Genomic DNA, 21,718 nt, shown 5'->3' on the forward strand with positions numbered 1-21,718 from the left:
GGAAAGATTCTCGAAACCCTTTCGAAACTGTTGACATGTTTCCGTCAAATTTCCACACTGAGTTCCATGGGCGCAGGCCCCGCTGACGCGGATTCATTCCGCCGCGCTCCGAAAACCTTCCGTGATTTCCGTCCTGGAGGCTCAGTCATGCGCTTGAACGCCCTTCCACCCACCACCGTCCGCCGGAAGATCGGCGGCCTGTGTACGGCCCTGGTCGTCGGTGCCCTCGGTACGGCCGCCGTGCTGGTGGCGCCGCAGACCTCGCACGCCGCCGAGAGCACGCTCGGCGGCGCGGCGGCGCAGAGCGGCCGCTACTTCGGGACCGCCATCGCCTCGGGCCGGCTGGGCGACTCGGCGTACACGACGATCGCGGGCCGCGAGTTCAACTCGGTGACGGCCGAGAACGAGATGAAGATCGACGCCACCGAACCCCAGCAGGGCCGGTTCGACTTCACCGCGGGCGACCGCGTCTACAACTGGGCGGTGCAGAACGGCAAGCAGGTGCGCGGCCACACCCTGGCCTGGCACTCCCAGCAGCCCGGCTGGATGCAGAACCTCAGCGGCAGCGCGCTGCGCCAGGCGATGACCAACCACATCAACGGCGTGATGGGCCACTACAAGGGCAAGATCGCCCAATGGGACGTCGTGAACGAGGCCTTCGCCGACGGCACCTCAGGAGCCCGGCGCGACTCCAACCTGCAGCGCTCCGGCAACGACTGGATCGAGGTCGCCTTCCGTGCCGCGCGCGCCGCCGACCCGGCCGCCAAGCTCTGCTACAACGACTACAACGTCGAGAACTGGACCTGGGCCAAGACCCAGGCCATGTACGCCATGGTCCGGGACTTCAAGCAGCGCGGCGTGCCGATCGACTGCGTCGGCTTCCAGTCGCACTTCAACAGCGACAGCCCCTACAACAGCAACTTCCGCACCACCCTGCAGAGCTTCGCCGCGCTCGGCGTCGACGTGGCCGTCACCGAGCTCGACATCCAGGGCGCCTCGGGCACGACCTACGCCAACGTGACCAACGACTGCCTGGCCGTCCCGCGCTGTCTCGGCATCACCGTCTGGGGCGTGCGCGACACCGACTCCTGGCGACCGGAGCACTCGCCGCTGCTGTTCAACGGCGACGGCAGCAAGAAGCCCGCCTACACCTCCGTCCTCAACGCGCTCAACGCCGCCTCCCCCACCACCCCCACTCCCACTCCGACCCCCTCGCCCGGTTCCGGACAGATCAAGGGCGTCGGTTCGGGCCGCTGCCTGGACGTGCCCAACTCCAGCACCGCCGACGGCACCCAGCTCCAGCTCTGGGACTGCAACGGCCGCACCAACCAGCAGTGGACCTACACCGCCGCGGGCGAGCTCAGGGTCTACGGCAACAAGTGCCTGGACGCCGCCGGCACCGGCAACGGCACCAAGGTCCAGATCTACAGCTGCTGGGGCGGCGACAACCAGAAGTGGCGCCTGAACTCCGACGGTTCCATCGCCGGCGTCCAGTCCGGCCTCTGCCTCGACGCCGCCGCCAACGGCACCGCCAACGGCACCCTGATCCAGCTCTACTCCTGCTCGAACGGCAGCAACCAACGCTGGACCCGCACCTGACCCGCCGCGGCGAGGGGTGAAGCCGGTGTCCGCCGAGACGGTGACGGTGGACACCGGTCGCCCGGTCGCCCGGTCGCCCGGGGCATCGTCACAGCGGACGCTGGAAGAGTCCGGTGTTCAGGAGCGACACGCCGAAGAGCGGGGAGTCGGGCGACTGCCTTCTCATGGCACGCAGCTCGATCTCGGTGAAGGCGGGGAAGAGGCCGCGCAGGTCATCGAGGGTGTAGGCCAGTCCGCCGTCCAGGCTGCGCGTGCGGTAGAACTCTTCGTCGGGCAGTTTCGAACCCGTCGCTCCCGAGGCGAAGCACGCGAGCGCGAAGTGGCCGCCGGGGGCGAGCGCCCGTTCCAGCAGAGCCAGGTAGCTGACACGGCGGTGCGGCGGCAGGTGGTGCAGGCAGCCGGAGTCGTAGATCAGGTCGTAGCGGCCGGGCGGCAGATCGACGGTGAAGATGTCACCGCAGTGGAAGCGGACGTCCACGCCGGCTTCGCGGGCCCTCTCCTGGCCCCAGGCCACCGCGGTGCGGGAAAGGTCGACCGCGTCCACCTCGTAACCCCGCGCGGCGAGGAAGACGGCGTTGCGCCCGGGCCCGCAGCCCAGGTCCAGGGCCCGGCCGGGTGTGACGAGGCCGCGTTCCAGGTACGAGGCCAGGTTCTCGTCCGGCTTGTCGACGAAGAACGGGATGTCCCGGGAACGGTTGGCGTAGAACTCGTCCCACCAGTCGCGGGATTCGTCCGTCCAGCGGTCCGTCTCCGCGGTGAACAGCCGATCCAACATGTGCAGGACGTCGTCCACCGTGCGGATATCACGGGTCACTGCAATTTCCTCCTCATCGGTCACGCCCTGCGATCGGCATGACTCATCGGTGTCCCCGTCATCGCGGGCCCACGGGGCGCCTCCCGGCGAACCGGTCGGGAGGCACCCGGAGGCCCCGTGCGCCCGTCAGCTCATCCGGATGACGAGCATGCCGTCATGCCCTCGGTGGCCCACCGTCTGGAAGACCACTCCATCGACCCGGTCAGAGCTGCTGACCAGCTCGAGCACCCGCTGGGTGGCGCGGACGGCGCCGTTCGACGTCTCCAGGTTCCGGACTTCGCCGGCCCTCACGACGTTGTCGAAGACGATGACGCTGCCGGAGCGGCCCAGGCGCAGGCAGCTCTCGAAGTAGGTGACGTTGTTGTGCTGGTCGGCGTCGATGAAGAAGAAGTCGAAGGGCTCGGTCTTCTCCTCCGCGAGCTGTGCCAGCTGTTCGGCGGCATTGCCCACTCGGACCTCGGCACGGTCGTCGAGCCCGGCCGCCTTGAGGTTGCCCGCGGCGACCATGGCGTGCACCGGATTGTTCTCGATGGTCACCATGCGACCGCCCGGAGGCAGCGTCTTGGCCAGCCACAGGGCGCTGTAGCCGCCGAGGCTTCCCACCTCGAGGATCCGCCGGGCACCGGCTATCCGTGCCAGCAGGCTGATCTGCTTGCCCTGAAGCGCGGAGACGTTGATGACCGGCAGGTCCGCCTGCTCGCTGACGTCCAGCGCGCGTGCGAGGTCGGGGTCGGGCGCACACAGCACGCCGCTGAGGAAGGATTCGGTCTCGGACCAGGTGTCGACAGCCATGACAGACAGTTCTCCTAAGCGGCGAGGGAGGTCGGGCCGGGGGACGAGACGTCCATCTGGTGCGCCCAGAAGTGCCGTGCGTACATGCGCCGCCAGACGCCCATCATGTGCGTGAGTGCCTCGATCTCCGGCGGGGTGAGATCCGGGTGCCAGAAGTCGAAGAGCAGCACCGTCCGGCGCTCCTCGCCCTCGTTCCACACCTCGTGGTCATAGGAGTCGTCGAAGACGAACGCCTTGCCCTCCTGCCAGGCGCGCGTCTCCGAGGCGACCCGGATACGGGAACCCTCGGTCGCCACCAGGGAGAGGTGACAGCGCAGGTGGGCGTTGCTGAAGCCGGAGTGCGGGCGGATGTGCGTACCTCCCATGATGGTGGAGAAGTACGTCATGCCGCTGTCGGTGGCGCCGTGGATGGCCGAGAGCGTCTTCAGCGTGTGCGGGAACGCGGAGACGTTCTTGGCGTACGGCCGGCCGATGCACGACAGGTACAGCGCACGCCACTTGCCCTCCTCGGCCAGCCCCGTGGGATGCGAGACGGCGCTGTCGAGGTTGACGCCCAGGGCCTGCAGCTCCTCGAGGACCGCGGGAGCGGCGGCCTCCAGCCCGTCGAGCCAGGGGAAGTCGTCGCGGCTCCACCACGGTCGGGCCGTGAGACCGGGGAAGTAGATCTCCGGCGTCTGCGGGCCGCCTACCTCGCCGATCCGCCCCTCGGCGGTGATCGCCAGTCCTTCTCTGATGCGTTCGACCTGCTTGGGGTCGACCTTCCCCTGTGCGAGCCACCGGTCGAACTCCCGGGGGCCTTCGGTGATCCACAGTTCTTCCATGTTCCTGTTTCCAATCCAGCGAGAGAAACCAGTACGCCGATAGTCGAGTGCTCCGGAGGGCTGGGGCGTGTCCGGCGGATCATGGCCGGACACGCCCTAGTGGGAACCGAGCAAGGACGTCAGCCGGTCCACGGACCGCTGTTCGGGCTGGGGAGCGGCGCCGGCGACGAAGCCGGTCATCGTCTGCCGCAAGGTGGTCCCCGCCGCCCGGTCCACCCGGTTGATGCAGTGGATGGTGCCTTCCTGGACGAGGACCAGTCGGTTCGGCTTCGGCACGATGGCCGTCAGCGGGTGCGCGGCGAGGCTCGCCTTCGCTTCGACGGCCTCCCTCGCGGGCATGCCGGTCGTGTCGACGTCGATGGAGTCGGGATCGGCGTCCAGGATGACCAGTTCGCCGGCCCAGGACGCCTTCCATTCCTCGTGCAGGAAGAAGACGAACTCCCCCAGCCGGCCGGACGCCACGTCGTTGTGCCAGCCCAGTCGGCTTCCGGCGGGGTACTGCCAGAAGCTGAAGCCGACCGCCGACCAGTCCTCCCCGGGCGCGCCGAACATGTCGGGGTGCGCGCCGAGTTCCCTGAGGATCGCCTGGAAGGCGGCGGGCTGCGCGTCCTGCTCCCGCGATTCGGCCGTCGGCGCCCCGGTGTCCTGTCGGAGCACGGCCCCACGGGAGCGGAAGGCGTTTCCGTCCGTCTCCGGATAGATGACACTGGCGACTTCCTCGAATCGCCTGCGCTTCATCAGGGAACGGATCTCAGCGAGTTCGTTCGGCGGCAGGAAGTCATCGATGACGCGGTACCGTGCGCCACTGGCAACGATGTTCATGAATACTCAGCCTTTCTCTCTGTCCGATTCAGCGCCCTGTGCGCCGGCAGTCCGCGAGTGCACGTGCGAGACCGAGGACCGTGCGGGATTCGGGAGTCACGGCCACCGCGTCGGGCAGGAGGACGTCGAAGCGCTCTTCGAGCACCGTGAGCACCTCCAGCCAGGTCAGGGAGTCGAGTCCGAGCTCCGCAGGCGATTTCAGCAGCGTGTCCTGGTCCGCCGCGTGCAGGCACCGCAGCCGGGCCAGTACGGCATCGTCGACCCCGGCGTTCCCGGCGGCGGAGACGATCGCGTCGATCACCGCCGTCAACCCGTCACGGGAATCCGTCACCAGTTGTTCGGTCATTTCTCCCTGATCCGTTCCGTGAGCGCAGTACGGTCCAGCTTTCCGACAGCGGTCCGCGGGAATTCTGCGAAGATCCTCAACCGTGGTGCGACACCGGGCGGAGCGCTCGCGTACAGCGCGTCCTCCACGGTCTCTCGCGAGGGCGGCCGTCCGGACACCACCGCGTAGACGTCTTCGAACTCCGCGTCGCCGGCTCGGGGGAGGACCAGGAACTCGACCTCCTCCACACCCTCCACCTCGCCGACGGCGGCTCGGATCGGGGAGACGTCCACGAACTTCCCGTTGGCGCGTACGGCTCCGGACCCGCGCTCGACGAACCACACCTGGCCCGAGGCGTCGCGCTCGACGATGTCCCCGGTCCGCCACAGGAGCGAGTCGCGTACGGGTTCGTGTGCGTAACCCCAGACGGGAGTCGCCGTGCGCACGAGCAGTTCGCCGCGGGATCCCGGATCCGGAGCGACGATCCCGACAGCGGGGATCGGCTGCCCGAGCCCGCGGGATCCGATGAACATCCCTCCGGTCTCGCTCGACCCGTACCCCCGTGTGATCGGGACTCCGAAGCGGGCCGCGCAGGCGGCGTCCAGCTCGTCCGATACCGTGCCGGCGCCGACGAGGACCGCCCGCGGCCGGGAGTCACCCGTGCGCCGGGTCTTCGTCAGCAGCCGCAACAGGGCCGGGGTGACGGCCAGCTTGGTGCTCTTGCCCCGGTCCAGGTCGCGGGCCACGCCCGAGGCCGTCGTGAACGGACGGGCGTCGACCCGGCACCCGGACAGGAGCGCGGCGAGCGCCACCCCCGAACCGAAGGAATGCGCCACCGGTACGGGGATCCTCACCGCGTCCTCGGCGCCCAGTCCCACGCCTCCGCGGTAGCCGACGTGCTCCGCGCGCATGCTCTCGACACTGCGCCTCGCGAGTTTGGGCTCGCCGGTGGATCCGGACGTCTCGTGCAGCAGACCGAGGCCGGCGGGGACCGGCATGGCCGCGGTGGCGCGCCGTGCCACCGTGATCTCCTCGGCGGACCCGGGAGTCACGGTGAAGGACGCGCCGTGCGCCACGAACGTCTCCGGCTCGCGGGGCGTCACCCACGCGGCGGCACCGGTGTTCCAGCACGCGACCACGGCCGCCAGGAGCGTCTCCGACGCGAGGCCGGAGAACACGAGCAGGTCGCCGTCCGTGACACCTGCCTTCCTGTACTGCTCGGCGCACCGCGTGATGCGGTTCGCGGTGGCCTCCGGGAGCGCCTCGCCGATCCGTCCTCCGGACGAGAGGACGGCTTCGGCCAGTCCGCGCCGGGCCTCAGACACCGGAATCAGGGGCCGGTGTCGCGGAACGGATCAGCCGGTCCATCCCGATGACGGGAAGAGCCGTCAGGAAGGCACCCGCCACACCGATCCACAGGCAGGGCACGATGCCGATGCGCGAGCCGAGCCAGCCGGCCAGGATCGCCGCCACGGGCATGCTTCCCCACACCACGAAGCGGATCGAAGCGGTCATCCGGGCCAGCATGTTCTTGGGACAGACCCGCTGCCGCACGCTCACCTGCGCGATGTTGAAGGTCACCGCGCCCCAGGTCATTCCGAACTGGCCGAGGACGAGCAGGACGACCGGGATCACGAAGGCGGACCCGTCCAGGGATCCGGCCAGGGGGAAGGCCACCATGGAGACGCCCGCCAGCATGAGGCCGACCGCCATGACCTTGCCCGCGTCGAATCGGGCACGGACCTTCGGGAGGGTGAGTGAGGCCAGCAGGCCACCGAGCGTGCCGACGCCGAGGACGACCCCCATGACCGTGGAGCCCAGCCCCAGCGTCCTCAGGATGAGCAGGGGCGTCAGCGTCATGGTGATGGTGGCGAAGAAGTTCGACACCCCCACCGAGACGCACAGCCGCCGCAGTACCGGGTTGCCCACGACGAACCGGACGCCGGCCAGGATGTCCCGCGCCAGCCGGGAGTCCTCTCCCGCCTTCTCACGGCGGGACGGTTCGGAGTCCTTGACCGTCGCCAGGAAACCGGCACACACCACATAGGCCACCGCGTCGATGGCGATCACCACGGGGGCGCTCACCGCCTTGAGGAGGAGTCCCGCCGCGGCCGGCCCGCCGGCCGCGGAGATCTGGGCCGATGACTCCAGCCTCGCGTTCGCCCGTTCGATGTCCTTGTCGGGGACGATGAACGGCACGTACGACTGGTACGCGACGTCGAAGAAGACCGAGGCGACACCGACGATCACCGCGACCGCGTACAGCCACACGAGGGAGAGCTGGTCGAAGGCCCACAGCACGGGGACGCCGGCCAGCACGACGGCTCGTACCACGGCCGCTCTGATCATGGTGGTCCGCTTCGACCATCGATCGACCCACGCACCGGCCGGCAGGCCGATCAGCAGATAGCACACGGTGAGCGCGGCGGTCAGGTACCCGACCTCCGCCGCCCCGGCGTGGAGGGTCTCGATCGCGACCACGGGCAGGGCCACCATCCCGAAGCGCTGGCCGACCTGCGACACGGTCTGCGCGGTCCAGAACCGCAGGAACCGGCTGGTGCCCACTTCCGACACGGCGGCGTCGGACACGGAGACGCTCATCAGGCCGCCGCCCCACTCGTCAGGGGCTGCTCGATGAACCTCGATCCGCTCAGCTCGAGCCCGGAGGACCGGACGAGCCCCCGCACGTGGTCGAGAGTGACGACGAAACGGTTCTTCCCGTAGATCAGATAGCGCTTCTGGTCGCCGGCGCTGGAGAAGTTGACGGTCATCACGTTGGCGCCGGCGTCCAGGCCGCGTGACTGCCCCCCACTGCCCACCCGCTCCAGCGCGCTGACCGACGGGATCAGCAACCGCGGGTAGCGCAGCCGGAGAACGGCGATGACGTTGAGCGCCAGCTCGTTGTCCCCGATCGGCGAGATGCTCATCGGCGTGTTCGGGGCCGGGATGAAGGGGCTCACGCTGCACATGTCCACACCGAGCTCACCCGCCAGCTCGATGTCGTCGATGACGCTGTCCAGCGACTGCCCCGGCAGGCTGGAGATCAGCCCCGTGCCGACCTTGAAGCCCACCTCCTGGAGATCCCGCATGCACCGCAGGCGCGTCTCCAGGGTTTCGTGCCGAAGGCTGAGGTGGAGTTCGGGATCGCTCGTCTCGTGCTTGAGGATGTAGCTCGTCGCGCCCACGGCCCGCAGTCGCTCGTACTGGGCCCGCTTGAGGTTGCCGACGTTCAGCAGGACCTCGACCCGGTCGTCGTACAACCGCCGGATCCGCGGTATCACCTCCTCCAGGAGCGGCATCAGCGCCGGCGTCTCGCCGCCCTGGAGCAGGATGACGTCGATCCCGTTGCCCCGGATCAGTTCGGCCAGCTCGACGATCTTGTCCGCGGACAGGAAGTAGGTGTCGTTCTCGCGTACGTTGTCACGACGCATCGGGCAGTAGTCGCAGTTCACCCGGCAGACGTTGGTCAGCTCGATGACACCTCGCAGCACGACGGCCGCACCGAAGTGCTCGTTCCGTGCCTTCCGGCTCTCCGCGAACAGCTGCTCCTGCTCAGGGCCGCGTGCCAACAGCAGACGGCGCATTTCATCACGGCTCAGCAAGACGTACCTTCTTCCTCACGAATCTCGGGCAATGCCATGTCGACGACCATCTGCGCCATGCGGCCGGGGTCGGCATCCGCCTCTCCGTACGTGGATATCGCGTCGACCAGAGACGGACGGAAATCTATTTCTCGGGGCTCGTCGTTGACCGTCACCAGCACTCGGCCGTGATCCACCAACCGGTCGCTGAGGAAGAGACGCAGCCGCGAGCAACCGGACGCGCGGATGACCAGGCGCGTACGGTCCACCGCGCGGGCGTCCACGGTCGCCGTGCTCCCGGGGAGGAGGTCGTCCATCTCCACCCAGTGGGCCCGGCTGTGCGCCCTCTCGCGGGCACGGTGCCGGACGTGTCCGGGCCACGGCGTTCTCTTCGCGGCGCCGAAGCACCGGACGACCTCGTCGAACTGCGGATTTCCCGGCTCGATCCCCATCGTGCTCAGCTTGTGCTCGCCGTCCGGCACTTCGACGAACGAAATGCCCGGATGGCCCCGGCCCCTCAGGTGCGTCACGGCGTCACGGGCAAGGACGAGGGGGATCTGCCGGTCCCGGGCTCCGTGCACCACCGTCAGCGGCACGCCCAGGACATTGGGCAGCAGCTCACGCATCGTGTTGTCGGGCCCGAACATCTCCCAGATCGAGGGTGCGCCGTTGACGGACGTCGCCATGGCGAGACCGTCCCAGCGGCGCGACGCCATGCCCCACGTCGCGATGCCCCCCATCGAGGCCCCCACCAGAGCGCAGCGGTTCACGTCGACGGCCAGGTGTTCACGGGCCCAGCGCAGGGCTCGTACCGGGAAATCGCCCGGCTCCGTCGTCCACCGGGCCTCCCGGAACCGGCTGCCGAAGATTCCGGCCACGTCGAAGTTGTTGCTCGTCCCGAACGGTTGAAGCGCGGTCGGGCACAGCAGGACCGCGCCGCAGGCATCGGCGAGCGCCCGGAGGTGGTCCTGGAGCACCGCCCCGGAGCTCCCGACGCCGTGCAGGCCCACGATCAGGCCCAGGGGGCGCCCGTCCCGACGCGACGGCACGTACAGTTCGGCCTCGGTCGGCCGCCCCCAGGCGTCCAGCAGCTTCACGGTCTCCGACCGGGCGGCTTCACCCGCGTCGGCCGTCGAGAACAGCAGTCGCTCAAGACGTCGCGGGTCGAGTCCTTGTCGCCGGAACAGCTCCGCCGCCACCTCGGGACTCTCGTCCAGGCAGACGCGCCGCGCCGCGTGCGCTCCGGTCACGGCGTCCTCAGCTCCGTCGCGGCCGGACGAACCGACGTACCCGAGGGTTCCGTGCCCGCGAAGGTCACCATGCCCAGAGCGACCGGGGAACGGCTCAGCCGCCGCGCCCCCCGGCCGGCCATGGTCAACGCGGCCGGGATGTCCGCTGCCTCGACCACCACCTCGGCGGCGGTCGCGCCGGCCGACACCGCGGTGTCCTCGGCGGCGGCCAGGAGCCCGTCCAGGTCACCCGTCGAACGGCACGGGTTGCCGCTCAGGACGAGTCGTGAGCGGTCCAGCACCCAGGCGAGCCGGGTGCCGGCCGAGGGACTCCGCGGAACACCGAGCAGTTCCCGGACCATGGGAGCCGCTTCGTCCTCGGCCGGAACGACTTCGCCCGGAACGACGAGCGTGCCGGACGTGCGCGGGGGCGTCCCGGCCGGACGCGCCGCGTCGGAGCCGTACGGCAGTGGGACGAGGTAGCGGTGCAGGAGCGGGCCGACGGTACGCAGCCGCAGCCTGGTGGCCAGACGCGCCTCAGGCCTGTTCGGCTCCACCCAGGCGACGACACCCTCGTATCCGGCCTCCCGAGCCCAGTCCCGGACGGCGAACGCCGCGCCGAGCGCGGCCCCCGACCCTCGGAACCCGTCGTCGACGAAGACGCCCTTCAGCAGCAGGTGCCGGTGCCATCGCATGGCTCGGTGCACCGCCGCCGGCGTTCCGTCCGGGGTGAACATGCCCATCCAGCAGTAGTCCGCTTCGGCCGCCAGTTCTCGGCGGACGACGTCGGCGTCGACGTCCTCGAACGGGCAGAGCCGCAGAGCCGCGTCGACCTCTCCGGCGCGAAGGCGGCGTGCTGTCAGTCCCGATCCCGTACGCGGGCTCGCGAGGGGCGCGAGGGGCGCGACATCAATTTCCGCAGCCACTGCCACCGCCTCCTCCTACCCGGGCCAGGGCAAGGCGGGTGGCTCCCGGGGGCGCGATCGTGGGCATCGCCTCTGTTCTCGCCATCTTGCGCGCAGCCGCACGGCCGGCCATCAGGTTCATCATGAGTTGGGGGGTGACGAATCTGGAGTCCAGATCCTGGATGATCCAGCTGAACACGTCGAGATCGAAGGGATAGAAGACGGGGTAGAGCAATTGATCGTCGTCCGCCCCGAGTTGCCTCGCGAGGGCGGTCTCGGGCAACACCCGATAGCCGACGTGCATCACGAGTTCGTCGTCGCGGAGGTTCTCGTTGATGAAACGGGCACTGTTCCGGACCGATTCCCTGTTCTCGCCCGGTCCGCCGAACACGACGTTCACCTTCACCGGAAGGTCGTTCTTGCGGCTGCGCTCCAGGAACCGAGACACGTGCCGGCTCGAGAAGGACTTGCCGAGGTTGCGCATCATGGCGTCGTCGAGGCTGTCGGGCGACACCACGACGGCTTCCACTCCGCTGTCCTGGAGCATTTCGCCGAATTCGTCGTCGAAGGGTTTCGGCGTGAAGTACGCCGACCAGGTCAAGCCGTCCAGGGAGAGATCCTTGACGAGCTGGACGACTTCCTTCGCGAACCGCAGTTCGCTGTTGAAGATACCGTCCGTGAAGAAGATGCGTCTGAATCCCGCACGGTGGATACCCCGGATCTCGTCCGCCAGGACTTCCAGCGGCTTGAGGTCTCCGGCGTTGTCTCCTTCGATGTACGCGTACGGGCAGTACCCGCAGGTCTGGTAGCAGGTCTTCCGTCGGGTCTCCACGCCGATCATCGCCTGGTGCGCGTTCGTGTACGCCGCCATGAGCGAGGCCGGGTGGCGCAGGGTGTCGGTGAGGAATCCGCAGTGCCGCCTTCCCTGGAGGACGCCTCCTCTCCCCTTGAAGGACCGCGGGTTCGTCGCGATGTCGAGCATGACCTGCTCACCCGGGCCGATGACTCCCACGTCGAGCCCGAGCCGGCCGACGAGCGTGTCGCCGAACAGGCTGAACCCCGGCCCGCCCCCGACCAGCACCGGGTCGAGCCCACGCCGGTCGAGCTCGGCCCGCACGCGCTTCGCGAAGGAGACGTACTCGTCGACATGAGTGCTGCAGGTGATGTCGATGGGGTCGATGTTCCGGATGGTGAACCCGATGACATCCCATGCGTGACCGAGCCAGTCGAGGTCGGTCAGGCCGGCCGGCTCCGCAACGAAGTCCATGAGTCGCGTCACGTGGCCCGCGCGGTCCAGGGCGTCCTGGACACACCGGAGACCGATGGGGAATATCGGTTGGTTCCCGTCCATGGGAAGACTGGCCAGGTTGACCAGCAGCACGCGTGACATACAAAACCTCTTCACCCAGAGAGATGACCGGGGGCGCAAGGACGGCGGAGATGTCGGCTCTTGCGCCCCGGCCAGAGGGGCGAGTAGCGGCTCAGTCCTTACGGAGAATCACGTAGCCGCAGCGCGCCGGATTTCTGATTCAGCCGCAGGACGGCGTGGACATCGTGATGAGGAAGTCCGAGTCGACCAGGTCGAAGAGAAGCTCACAAGCCCGGTCGAAACGATCGGCGTCGACGAGCATGAGCGACTCCATGGACTCCTTCTCGATGACGATGCCGGCGTCGGCAAGCGTCTTGCGGGGCTTGTCCTTCAGAGCCGCGGCGAACGACTCGTCGGAACCGAGGCGCGCCACGAGGGCCTCCAGGGTCTGCGCCGCCTTCTCGGCTTCGGCGACCTGCTGGGCAGTGAACGAGGTTACAGCGGTCTGCGTCATTCCATTGCTCCTTATCGACATGCTTCAACAGCCGGATGTCGGCCAAGACGTCCCCGTGTTCAACAACTGCGGCCGTCTCTTTCGATGCATCGATCCTTGCCGACGGAGAAGGGCCGGACCAGAGGTCCGGCCTGGCACATTCCGCCCCTGACCGGTTCATGCCTGGGTCGGAATCCAGAGGTCGACGCGCTCGAAAAGCGGCCGGCTCCGGGCCTCGTGAGCAAAGGGACATGGCGCCGCGGTCGAGGCGTTCGCGTGACCTCCTGACAGGGACGGCGTCTGCCAGTAGCCTGTGTTCGTCATTCCGACCGGTTGTTGATATTTCGAACGCAAGGGAGGGGCGGTCGTGGGACGCCTCGTACCTGCCGTGACCCGGGCCCTGGACATCCTGGAGCTCTTCCTCGACGGGGACGGAACGGTCTCGACCCCCGAGATCGTGCGCCGGCTCCAGCTGCCGCGCACCACCGTGCACGAGCTGGTGAACACGCTGACCGCCCGCTCGTACCTGGTACCGGTCCCGGAGCAGGCCGGGCGCTACCGGCTCGGCGTCCGCCCGTACCAGCTCGGCAGCCGGTACGCCGAGCAGCTCGACCTCGCCGACGAGGGCCGGCAGGTCGCCCGCGCCGTCGCCGAGACCTGCGACGAGACCGTGCACGTGGCCATTCTGGAGGGCACGGACGTCATCTACATCGCCAAGGTGGACTCCACGCACGCCGTGCGCATGGTCTCCGCGGCCGGCCGCCGGCTGCCCGCGCACTGCACCTCCGTCGGCAAGATGCTGCTCGCCTCGCTCCCCGAGGAGGAGCTGGCGGCCCGCGTCCCCGACGGCGCCGAGCTGGTCGCGATGACCCCGAACAGCGTCACCGACCCCGCCGCGCTGCGCGCCGCGCTGGCCGACGTGCGGCGGCGCGGCGTCGCCCTGGAGAGCCGCGAGTCCAACCCGGACGTCAGCTGCGTGGCCGCCCCCGTGCGCGACCGCACGGGCCTGGTGGTCGCCGCCCTCTCGATCTCTGTGCCGATGATCCGCTGGAGCGAGGCCCGCCGCGCCGAGCTGGAGGAACTGGCCGTCAAGGGGGCCGCGGAGCTGTCCGAGCGGCTCGGCCACCGGGGTGCGGCGTGATCGAGGTCGCCGCCCGCCGGCCCTGATCGAGGAGGGCGCGGGCTTCCCCGACGGGCTCGCCGTCGACGCCGACGGCTGGGTGGGGGTGGCGCTGTGGGACGGCGGGGCGGTGCGCCGCTACACGCCGTCGGGGCGCTCGGCCGGGCCCTGACGCCGGCCCGTGCGCCGGCCCACGGCCTGCGCGTTCGGCGGGCCGGACCTGACCGGCCTGTACGTGACGACGGCGCGGACCGGCCTGGACCGCCCGCGCCCGCCGTCCGGCTCGCTGCTCGCCGTACCCGGAGCGGGGTCGTCGTCCCCGGAGCGGGACGGGGCCTGCCCCAGCCCCCTTCGGAGGCCGAGGCAGGCCCCGCGCCGCTACGCGCCGGCCCGCCGCTTGTTCCACACGTCGAAGCCGACCGCGGCCAGCAGCACCAGGCCCTTGATGACCTGCTGGAAGTCGCTGCCGATGCCCACCAGGTTCATGCCGTTGTTCAGTACGCCGAGCACCAGGCCGCCGATGATGGCGCCGAGCACCGTGCCGACGCCGCCGCTCATCGAGGCGCCTCCGATGAACGCGGCGGCGATGGCCTCCAGTTCGAAGTTGAGCCCGGCCTTCGGCGAGGCCGCGTTGAAGCGGGCCGCGAAGACCAGTCCGGCGAGCGCCGCCAGCATGCCCATGTTGAGGAAGACCAGGAAGGTGACCTTCCGGTCCCGTACACCGGACAGCTTCGCCGCCGGCAGGTTGCCCCCGATGGCGTACACATGGCGGCCGATGACCGCGTTGCGCATCAGATAGCCGAAGCCGACGAGCAGCACCGCCAGGATCAGCAGCACCACCGGCGCGCCCTTGTAGCTGGCCAGCAGCATCGTGAAGATCAGGATCGAGGCGGTCAGCGCGGCCAGCTTCACCGCGAACAGCCCGGCCGGCGGCACGTCGAGGGCGTACGCGCTCTGCCGGCGCCGGTTGCGGACCTCCTGGCGGATCACGACCCCGATCAGAAGGAAGCCGAGCACCAGGGTCAGGTTGTGGTAGTTCGTCGTCGGTCCGACCTCGGGCAGGAAGCCGTTGGCGAGCTGCTGCAGGCCCTCGGGGAACGGGCCGAGGGTCCGGCCTTCGAGGAAGACCTCGGTCAGTCCTCGGAAGACCAGCATCCCGGCGAGCGTGACGATGAACGACGGCATGCCCGCATAGGCGATCAGATACCCCTGCGCGGCCCCTGCGACCGCGCCGATGGCCAGGCAGAGGAGCCCCGCGACCGGCCACGGCAGGTCGTGCTGCACCATGAGGACGGCCGCCACGCCGCCGACGAACGCGGTGATCGAGCCGACCGAGAGGTCGATGTGCCCGGCCACGATGACGATCATCATGCCGATCGCGAGAATGAGGATGTAGCTGTTCTGCAGCACCAGGTTGGACACGTTGCGCGGCAGCAGCAGGTCGCCGCCGGTCCACACCGCGAACAGCGCCACGATGGCGCCGAGGGCGATCAGCATGCCGTACTGGCGCATGTTCCGGCGCATGCCGTCGAGCACCGGCCGGGCCGCTCCCCCGGACGGGCCGGACACCGGCTTCTCGGCCGTGACGTCAGCGCTCATGGTCGTTCTCCCTCGTCGCTTCCTTGGTCATGTGGCGCATCAGCACGTCCTGCGTCGCCTCCGAACGGGGCACCTCGCCGGTGAGCCGGCCGGCGGCCATGGTGTAGATCCGGTCGCACATGCCGAGCAGTTCGGGCAGTTCGGAGGAGATGACGATCACCGCCTTGCCCTCGGCGGCCAGCCGGTCGATCACCGTGTAGATCTCGTACTTGGCGCCGACGTCGATGCCCCGGGTCGGCTCGTCCAGGATCAGCACGTCCGGACCGGCGAAGATCCACTTGCTGAGGACGACCTTCTGCTGGTTGCCGCCGGAGAGCCGGCCCACCGGCTCGAAGACGGTGGGCGCCTTGATGTTCATGGAGGTGCGGAACCCCTCGGCGACCCGGCGCTCCTCGTGGGCGTCGACCACACCCCGCCGGGCGACCCTGCCGAGCGCGCTGAGCGAGATGTTCCGCCCGATGGTGTCGATGAGGTTGAGCCCGTAGTGCTTGCGGTCCTCGGTGACGTACGCGATGCCGTGCGCGACCGCCTCCGGGACGCTGCGGGTGCGGATCGCCGCACCGCCCTTGAGGACCGTGCCGCCCCCGTACCGCCCGTACGAGCGGCCGAAGACGCTCATCGCGAGCTCGGTGCGGCCCGCGCCCATGAGGCCCGCGATGCCGACGATCTCGCCGCGCCGGACCGACAGGGAGACCCCGTCGACGACCTTGCGCTGCCGGTCGATCGGGTGGAGCACGGTCCAGTCGCGGATCTCGAGGGCCGGGGCGGTACCCGGCTCCCCCGCGTACGGGGTGCGGTCCGGGAAGCGGTGGTCGAGGCCCCGGCCGATCATGCCGCTGATGATCCGGTCCTCGGTGGTGGCCGGGTCGGCCACGTCGAGGGTCTCGATGGTCCGGCCGTCGCGCAGGACGGTCACCGTGTCGGCGACCCGCCGGATCTCGCCCAGCTTGTGCGAGATGATGATCGAGGTGATCCCCTGCTCCTTCAACTCAAGTATCAGGTTGAGCAGTTGGGCACTGTCCTCGTCGTTGAGCGCGGCGGTCGGCTCGTCCAGGACGAGCAGCTTCACCTCCTTCGACAGCGCCTTGGCGATCTCCACGAGCTGCTGTTTGCCGACGCCGAGGTCCGCGACGCGGGTCTGCGGATGCTCGTCGAGGCCGACCCGGCGCATCAGCCGGGCCGCCTCCTCCAGCGTCTCGTTCCAACTGACGATGCCCCGCGTCGCCCGCTCGTTGCCGAGGAAGATGTTCTCGGCGATGGACAAGTACGGTATGAGCGCCAGCTCCTGATGGAGGATCACGATGCCGTGCCGCTCGCTCGCCCGGATGTCCCGGAAACGACAGACGGCGCCCTCGAAACGGATCTCCCCCTCATAACTGCCGTGCGGATGGACGCCGGAGAGGACCTTCATCAGGGTCGACTTGCCGGCGCCGTTCTCCCCGCAGAGGGCGTGGACCTCGCCCCGGCGGACCGTCAGCGTGACGTCCGACAGCGCCCGGACCCCGGGGAAGGTCTTGCCGATCGCACGCATCTCCAGGACGGGTCCCGTCATGGTCGCCCCTCCCCGCTACTTCAGGTCCGCGGCGGTGTAGTAGCCGCTGTCGACGAGGACCTGCTCGTAGTTGCCCCTGTCCACGCTCACCGGCTGGAGCAGGTAGGCGGGGACGACCTTGCTGCCGTTGTCGTACGCCTTCTCGTCGTTGACCTCCGGCTTCTTGTCGTGCAGCACCGCGTCGACCATGTTCGCGGCGACCTTCGCGAGCTCCCGGGTGTCCTTGTAGACGGTCTGGGTCTGCTCGCCCGCGATGATCGACTTCACCGAGGCGAGCTCGGCGTCCTGGCCGGTGACCACCGGCAGCGGCTTGTTCTTCGAGCCGTAGTCGTCGGACTTGAGCGCGGAGAGGATGCCGATGGAGATGCCGTCGTACGGCGAGAGCACCGCGTCCACCGCCTCGGTCTTGTACGCCGCGGTGAGGATGTCGTCCATCCGCCGCTGCGCGGTGCCGCCGTCCCAGCGCAGGGTGGTGACCTGGTTGAGCGCCGTCTGGCCTGAGCCGACCACCAGCTGCTTCTTCTCGATGTACGGGTTCAGCACGCTCATCGCGCCGTTGAAGAAGTACTTGGTGTTGTTGTCGTCGTTGGAGCCGGCGAACAGCTCGATGCGGAAGGGCCCCTTCTTCGAGCCGTCCTTCAGGCCGAGCTTCTCGACGATGTACGTGGCCTGGAGCTCGCCGACCTTCGCGTTGTCGAAGGAGGCGTAGTAGTCCACGTTCTTCGAGCCGAGGATCAGCCGGTCGTAGGCGATGACCGGGATGTCCGCGTCGGCTGCCTGCTGGAGGACGTTGTTCAGGGACTTGTTGTCGATCGCGGCGACGACGAGGGCCTTCACCCCCTGGGTGATCAGGTTCTCGATCTGGGCGACCTGCTGGTCGGGGTCGTCCTCGCCGAAGACCAGCTGCGTCCTGTACCCCTTCGCCTCCAGGCTCTTGACGACGTTCTCGCCGTCGGCGATCCACCGCTCGGAGGACTTCGTCGGCATGGCGATGCCGATGGTGGCACCCTCGGTGCCGCCGGAGCCTCCCTTTCCGCCGCCCTCGGCGTTCTGGCCACAGGCGGACAGGGTCAGGGCGAGACAGAAGGCTGCGGCCAGGGGGGTCACTGCGGCTCTGCGGTTGCGCATGGTGATCAGTCCTCGTTCTTCTCGTCGTCGAGAGCGGGCGATTCCGTGGCGGAGAAGCGGTTCAGGGGCCCCGGCAGCCGGGAGCCGAGCGGCGCCATCGCGCCGTCCGCGCCGTGCCGGGCGAGCAGGTCCAGGGCGAGGCGGCCCCGTCGCACCCGTTCCCGGGCGGTGTCCAGGGCGAGGGTCCGCAGATGGGTGCCATACGGATAGATCCCCGGCGCCTTGGACAGGCCGAACTTCAGGTAGAGCGGTGCGCCGCGCCGGATCAGCTCGGCGACCTCGTACATCCGCACATAGCCGCCGAGGTCGTCGGGGGCTTCGATGTACATGTCCATGGGGGCGGCGGAGACCCGCCGGATGCCGGTGAGGTGGTCCAGCGTCAGGTCGCTCGGCACGTTGACCGAGTCGGCGCCCAGCCGCTCGTACACCGCGTACGAGGCGGGGTTGACCGGGCCGATCAGCGCGGAGACCTTGAGCGTGGTGTCGGCCGGGAGGATCCCCATGAGCCGCGCCCGGTGCAGCGTCCACAGCACGCCCTCGTCGGCGACGAGCAGGCACTTCACGCCCAGCTCGGTGGCGCGTACGGCGTCCTCGACGCATCCGGCGACGGCGTCGTGACCGCGCGCCCGCGGTCCGGCCCCCCGCGAGTCGGCACGTACGGACGCCCCGGTGTCCCAGGTGCCGCGCGGGCCGGTGAACAGACAGAGCTCGACGGCCCGTTCGGTGGTCGCGGCGACCATCTCGGCGATCTCGGCGTCGGTCAGCATCCACACGCCGCTGCCCTGACTGATCCGGTGCACCGGTACGCCGAGCCGGTCGGCCTCCTCCAGGATCACGGCCAACACCTCGGGCCCCTCGCAGGAGGGGACCTCGGTGCGCCAGCGGCCGCCGCCGGGGAAGGTGTGCGGTGAGGCGTCGTCGGGGGAAGGGGCGGGCGCGCCCAGGCCGAGCGCGGCGAGCGCCTGTTCGGCGGGCCGGCGGGCGGTCGGGGCGGAGGCATCGGTCACGGACTGTCCTTCGTGTTCGAAATATCGGACATGGTTCGGAGGTGTGGGCACGGGCCGCCCTCGCCGGTACGGTGCCGAAGCGGGCCGGGTCGGGGCCCGCGGGCCCGGCTCGGTCTCGGGATCTGGATCTGGATCTGGATCTGGGCTTGGAAGCCGGGCTCGAGATCGGTCCCTTGCGGCCTACGGCCGCAGCAGCACCTTGCCCACCTTCGGGTCGCCGGCCCCCACGAGCGCCATGGCCTGCCCGAACTCGGAAAGCGGCAGCTCGTGCGTGACAAGCGGCAGCGGGTCGAGCAACCCGGCCGCGAACAGGCGTGTGGCGTGCGCCCAGGCGGCCGGCGGGGCGCCGAAGACGCTGTGCACGGTCAGCTGCCGGACGACCAGGCCGGCGGGATCGAGCTTCTCGGCGCCGGGCGCCGGGAGGCCGGTCAGGACCAGGCGTCCACCGCGTCGCAGCAGGCCGGCGGCGGTGCGGGCGGCGTCGGCGGAGCCTGCGGCCTCGATCACCACGTCGAAGTCGTCCGGGAGGCCTTGGTCGCGGGTGCGGAAGTCGGTGGCGCCGAGCCGCCGGGCGAGCCGCTCCCACTCGGTCCCCACGCCGACGACGAGCAGCCGCGCCGGCGAGGCCGCCGCGAGGAACCGCACCGCGAGCAGGCCGAGGGTGCCGGTGCCGACCACCGCGACCCGGTCACCGGGCCGGGCGCCCGCCCTGAGCGCCGCCGCCGCCACGCAGGCGGCGGGCTCCAGGAGGGCGGCCGCGGTCAGGTCGGCGTCGTCCGGCAGGACGTGCAGCAGCCGGGCCGGGAGGGTGAGGGCGGGGGCCATGGCACCGGGCCGGGTGAAGCCGGTCTCCTCGTACCCTGCGGTGCACAGGGTCGTCTCGCCCGCGTGGCAGCGGTCACAGATCTGACAGTTGCGGAAGCCCTCCCCGACCACCTTGCGGCCGGTCAGCGTCCCGGGCACGCCGTCGCCTACCCGCTCGACGGTCCCGGACCACTCGTGGCCGGGGACGAGGGGGTAACGGACGTATCCCTCGGGCCGGTTGCCCCGGTAGACCTCGCGATCGCTGCCGCACACCCCGACCGCGTGCACGGCCACCAGCGCCTCGCCCGGGCCGGGCTCGCGCGGCACGTGCGGGACGAGCCGGAACACGCCCGGCGCGTCGACGACGAGCGCCTCGCCGCTCACCGGGTTCCCTTCGGCCGGCGCCGCTCCCAGCCCTCGGACCACAGGTCGAACCGGGCCTGCTGCTGGGGGAACTCGGCCGCCGCGTCCACGTCGAGCTCGACACCGAGGCCGGGCGCGTCGGAGAGGTGGAAGCAGCCCGTCTCCGGGTCGACCTGCGGGGCGCCCTTGACCACCTTCTTGATGTCGGCGTCCGCGAAGTCGTTGAAGTGCTCCAGGACCTTGAAGTTGGGGGTGGTGAAGCCCACCTGGAGGGAGGCGGCGGTGAGGACCGGGCCGCCGACGTTGTGCGGGGCGACCATCATGTAGTGGGTCTCGGCGGTGGCGGCCAGCTTGCGGGTCTCCCAGATGCCGCCGATGTGGCCGACGTCCGGCTGGAGGATGTCCGCGGCCTGGTTCTCGAACAGCTCGCGGAACTCGATCCGGTCATGGATCCGCTCGCCGGTGGCGATCGGCATGTCCACCTTGTCGGCCACCTTCTTCAGGGCCTTGAGGTTCTCCGGCGGCACCGGCTCCTCCAGCCAGGCCGGCCGGAACGGCGCGAGGTCGTGGGCGAGGCGCACCGCGGTGGCGGGGGAGAAACGGCCGTGCATCTCCAGCATCAGCTCGGTGTCGGGTCCGATGGCGTCCCGCACCGCCTCGACGAGGGAGACCGCGTACCGGCTCCGCTCGTGGTCGAGCTCGTAGTGACCGTTGCCGAAGGGGTCGATCTTCAGGGCCCGGTAGCCGCGCTCGACCACGCCCCGGGCGGCCTTGTGGTACGCCTCCGGGGTGCGTTCGGTGGTGTACCAGCCGTTCGCGTACGCCTTCACCCGGTCGGTCACCTTCCCGCCGAGCAGCTGCCAGACCGGGACGCCGAGCGCCTTGCCCTTGATGTCCCAGCAGGCCATCTCCACGACCGCGATACCGGACATCACGATCTCCCCGGCCCGGCCGAAGTCCCCGTACTTCATGCGCCGTACGAGGTCCTCGACGGCGAACGGGTCCGAGCCGCGGACGTGGTTGATCTCGGCCTCGCGCAGGTAGCCGAGGAGCGCGTCGGTGTGGCCCAGCATCCGGGTCTCGCCGACCCCGGTGATCCCCTCGTCGGTATGGACCTGGACGTAGGTCAGGTTGCGCCACGGCGTCCCGACGACGTGCGTGCTGATTCCCGTGATCCGCACGGCGGTTGCTCCCTGCTGTTCGAGATTTCGTCCTGCGTTCGAAATTCTGGCGGTGACACTAGGGAGGTCGCGCGGGGGGCGTCAAGAGGTCGTACCGGACCGGCGTCCGGGCGGTCGGCCCACCAGGGCGCGAGGGCGTGAGGGGGCGAGGGCGCGAGGGCGCGAGGGCGCGAGGGCGCGAGGGCGCGAGGAGCCGGTCGGTGGCGGCGGACACGTGAACATGGACAGCCGAGTACGGATGAACGTGCCCACCCGCGGGCATGGCCAGGCGTCT

20 protein-coding genes and 1 pseudogene are annotated in these 21,718 nt (G+C 69.8%); 3 read left to right on the top strand and 18 right to left on the bottom strand.

All coding sequences use genetic code 11. From position 1 onward, the window contains the following. Positions 1-147 precede the first annotated feature (147 nt). A complete protein-coding gene (locus ACFWUY_RS18120; RefSeq protein WP_384108585.1) occupies positions 148-1,599 on the top strand; it encodes an endo-1,4-beta-xylanase in 1,452 nt (483 codons plus the stop codon). Positions 1,600-1,687: 88 nt separating this feature from the next. On the opposite strand, the gene ACFWUY_RS18125 is transcribed toward ACFWUY_RS18120, so the two are convergent. From ACFWUY_RS18125 to ACFWUY_RS18180, 12 genes are all read right to left on the bottom strand, one after another. Further along, positions 1,688-2,413 (bottom strand): class I SAM-dependent methyltransferase, encoded by a 726-nt coding sequence (locus ACFWUY_RS18125; RefSeq protein WP_384108588.1) that lies wholly within the window; start codon positions 2,411-2,413, stop codon positions 1,688-1,690. A 126-nt stretch (positions 2,414-2,539) separates the two neighbouring features. Further along, entirely contained in the window at positions 2,540-3,205 is a 666-nt protein-coding gene (locus ACFWUY_RS18130; protein WP_384108591.1) for an O-methyltransferase, read from the bottom strand. Positions 3,206-3,219: 14 nt separating this feature from the next. Then, the gene (locus ACFWUY_RS18135) at positions 3,220-4,026 is read right to left on the bottom strand and encodes an aspartyl/asparaginyl beta-hydroxylase domain-containing protein (protein WP_384108594.1); all 807 of its coding nucleotides are present in this window, start codon (positions 4,024-4,026) and stop codon (positions 3,220-3,222) included. 96 nt (positions 4,027-4,122) lie between these two features. After that, positions 4,123-4,848 carry a 2OG-Fe(II) oxygenase gene (locus tag ACFWUY_RS18140; protein ID WP_384108597.1) on the bottom strand — a complete coding sequence of 242 codons (726 nt, stop codon included), beginning with the start codon at positions 4,846-4,848 and terminating at the stop codon, positions 4,123-4,125. Positions 4,849-4,876: 28 nt separating this feature from the next. Continuing rightward, complete coding sequence (locus tag ACFWUY_RS18145) at positions 4,877-5,194, bottom strand: acyl carrier protein (RefSeq protein WP_384108601.1); 318 nt, start codon at positions 5,192-5,194, stop codon at positions 4,877-4,879. Then, complete coding sequence (locus ACFWUY_RS18150) at positions 5,191-6,498, bottom strand: AMP-binding protein (RefSeq protein WP_384108604.1); 1,308 nt, start codon at positions 6,496-6,498, stop codon at positions 5,191-5,193. Before ACFWUY_RS18150 ends, ACFWUY_RS18145 begins: the two co-directional genes overlap by 4 nt. Beyond that, entirely contained in the window at positions 6,491-7,774 is a 1,284-nt protein-coding gene (locus tag ACFWUY_RS18155; protein ID WP_384108607.1) for an MFS transporter, read from the bottom strand. The genes ACFWUY_RS18150 and ACFWUY_RS18155 overlap by 8 nt, the downstream gene beginning before the upstream one ends. Next, positions 7,774-8,775 carry a radical SAM protein gene (locus ACFWUY_RS18160; protein WP_384108609.1) on the bottom strand — a complete coding sequence of 334 codons (1,002 nt, stop codon included), beginning with the start codon at positions 8,773-8,775 and terminating at the stop codon, positions 7,774-7,776. The genes ACFWUY_RS18155 and ACFWUY_RS18160 overlap by 1 nt, the downstream gene beginning before the upstream one ends. Next, a complete protein-coding gene (locus ACFWUY_RS18165; RefSeq protein ID WP_384108612.1) occupies positions 8,769-10,004 on the bottom strand; it encodes a hypothetical protein in 1,236 nt (411 codons plus the stop codon). Before ACFWUY_RS18165 ends, ACFWUY_RS18160 begins: the two co-directional genes overlap by 7 nt. Further along, positions 10,001-10,909 carry a GNAT family N-acetyltransferase gene (locus tag ACFWUY_RS18170; RefSeq protein ID WP_384108615.1) on the bottom strand — a complete coding sequence of 303 codons (909 nt, stop codon included), beginning with the start codon at positions 10,907-10,909 and terminating at the stop codon, positions 10,001-10,003. The genes ACFWUY_RS18165 and ACFWUY_RS18170 overlap by 4 nt, the downstream gene beginning before the upstream one ends. Beyond that, a complete protein-coding gene (locus tag ACFWUY_RS18175; protein WP_384108618.1) occupies positions 10,893-12,269 on the bottom strand; it encodes a B12-binding domain-containing radical SAM protein in 1,377 nt (458 codons plus the stop codon). The genes ACFWUY_RS18170 and ACFWUY_RS18175 overlap by 17 nt, the downstream gene beginning before the upstream one ends. A gap of 148 nt (positions 12,270-12,417) precedes the next feature. Continuing rightward, positions 12,418-12,711, bottom strand: coding sequence for a hypothetical protein (locus ACFWUY_RS18180; protein ID WP_384108621.1), 294 nt, complete (start codon positions 12,709-12,711; stop codon positions 12,418-12,420). Between the two features lie 346 nt (positions 12,712-13,057). Between ACFWUY_RS18180 and ACFWUY_RS18185 the strand changes: the two genes are divergently transcribed. After that, complete coding sequence (locus ACFWUY_RS18185; protein ID WP_384108624.1) at positions 13,058-13,831, top strand: IclR family transcriptional regulator; 774 nt, start codon at positions 13,058-13,060, stop codon at positions 13,829-13,831. Continuing rightward, positions 13,827-14,120: pseudogene (locus ACFWUY_RS18190) on the top strand (SMP-30/gluconolactonase/LRE family protein); the annotation flags it as partial. The gene ACFWUY_RS18185 and the pseudogene ACFWUY_RS18190, both read left to right, overlap by 5 nt. A gap of 68 nt (positions 14,121-14,188) precedes the next feature. Here the strand turns inward: ACFWUY_RS18190 and mmsB are convergent. The 6 genes from mmsB to ACFWUY_RS18220 form a co-directional block, all read right to left on the bottom strand. Further along, positions 14,189-15,409: a multiple monosaccharide ABC transporter permease gene (gene mmsB / locus ACFWUY_RS18195; protein ID WP_384108627.1), complete on the bottom strand. Its 1,221-nt coding sequence runs from the start codon at positions 15,407-15,409 to the stop codon at positions 14,189-14,191. Continuing rightward, on the bottom strand, positions 15,399-16,961 hold the full coding sequence (gene mmsA / locus ACFWUY_RS18200) for a multiple monosaccharide ABC transporter ATP-binding protein (RefSeq protein WP_384108630.1): 1,563 nt from the start codon (positions 16,959-16,961) through the stop codon (positions 15,399-15,401). Before mmsA ends, mmsB begins: the two co-directional genes overlap by 11 nt. A 15-nt stretch (positions 16,962-16,976) precedes the next feature. Further along, entirely contained in the window at positions 16,977-18,089 is a 1,113-nt protein-coding gene (chvE, locus tag ACFWUY_RS18205; protein ID WP_384108633.1) for a multiple monosaccharide ABC transporter substrate-binding protein, read from the bottom strand. A 5-nt stretch (positions 18,090-18,094) separates the two neighbouring features. Further along, on the bottom strand, positions 18,095-19,096 hold the full coding sequence (locus tag ACFWUY_RS18210; protein WP_384108636.1) for a hypothetical protein: 1,002 nt from the start codon (positions 19,094-19,096) through the stop codon (positions 18,095-18,097). 180 nt (positions 19,097-19,276) lie between these two features. Beyond that, positions 19,277-20,284, bottom strand: a complete 1,008-nt coding sequence (locus tag ACFWUY_RS18215; protein ID WP_384108639.1) for a zinc-binding dehydrogenase — start codon at positions 20,282-20,284, stop codon at positions 19,277-19,279. Next, positions 20,281-21,444: a mandelate racemase/muconate lactonizing enzyme family protein gene (locus ACFWUY_RS18220; protein ID WP_384108642.1), complete on the bottom strand. Its 1,164-nt coding sequence runs from the start codon at positions 21,442-21,444 to the stop codon at positions 20,281-20,283. Before ACFWUY_RS18220 ends, ACFWUY_RS18215 begins: the two co-directional genes overlap by 4 nt. Between the last annotated feature and the right edge of the window lie 274 nt (positions 21,445-21,718).

Origin of the sequence: Streptomyces sp. NPDC058664, from assembly GCF_042716635.1 — a bacterium.
Classification (GTDB): domain Bacteria; phylum Actinomycetota; class Actinomycetes; order Streptomycetales; family Streptomycetaceae; genus Streptomyces.

Bases quoted from the DNA above. Each gene is read 5' to 3' on its own strand.
- ACFWUY_RS18120 (WP_384108585.1), top strand. From the start codon at position 148: ATGCGCTTGAACGCCCTTCCACCCACCACCGTCCGCCGGAAGATCGGC.
- ACFWUY_RS18130 (WP_384108591.1), bottom strand. From the start codon at position 3,205: ATGGCTGTCGACACCTGGTCCGAGACCGAATCCTTCCTCAGCGGCGTG.
- ACFWUY_RS18135 (WP_384108594.1), bottom strand. From the start codon at position 4,026: ATGGAAGAACTGTGGATCACCGAAGGCCCCCGGGAGTTCGACCGGTGG.
- ACFWUY_RS18140 (WP_384108597.1), bottom strand. From the start codon at position 4,848: ATGAACATCGTTGCCAGTGGCGCACGGTACCGCGTCATCGATGACTTC.
- ACFWUY_RS18145 (WP_384108601.1), bottom strand. From the start codon at position 5,194: ATGACCGAACAACTGGTGACGGATTCCCGTGACGGGTTGACGGCGGTG.
- ACFWUY_RS18155 (WP_384108607.1), bottom strand. From the start codon at position 7,774: ATGAGCGTCTCCGTGTCCGACGCCGCCGTGTCGGAAGTGGGCACCAGC.
- ACFWUY_RS18180 (WP_384108621.1), bottom strand. From the start codon at position 12,711: ATGACGCAGACCGCTGTAACCTCGTTCACTGCCCAGCAGGTCGCCGAA.
- mmsB (WP_384108627.1), bottom strand. From the start codon at position 15,409: ATGAGCGCTGACGTCACGGCCGAGAAGCCGGTGTCCGGCCCGTCCGGG.
- mmsA (WP_384108630.1), bottom strand. From the start codon at position 16,961: ATGACGGGACCCGTCCTGGAGATGCGTGCGATCGGCAAGACCTTCCCC.
- chvE (WP_384108633.1), bottom strand. From the start codon at position 18,089: ATGCGCAACCGCAGAGCCGCAGTGACCCCCCTGGCCGCAGCCTTCTGT.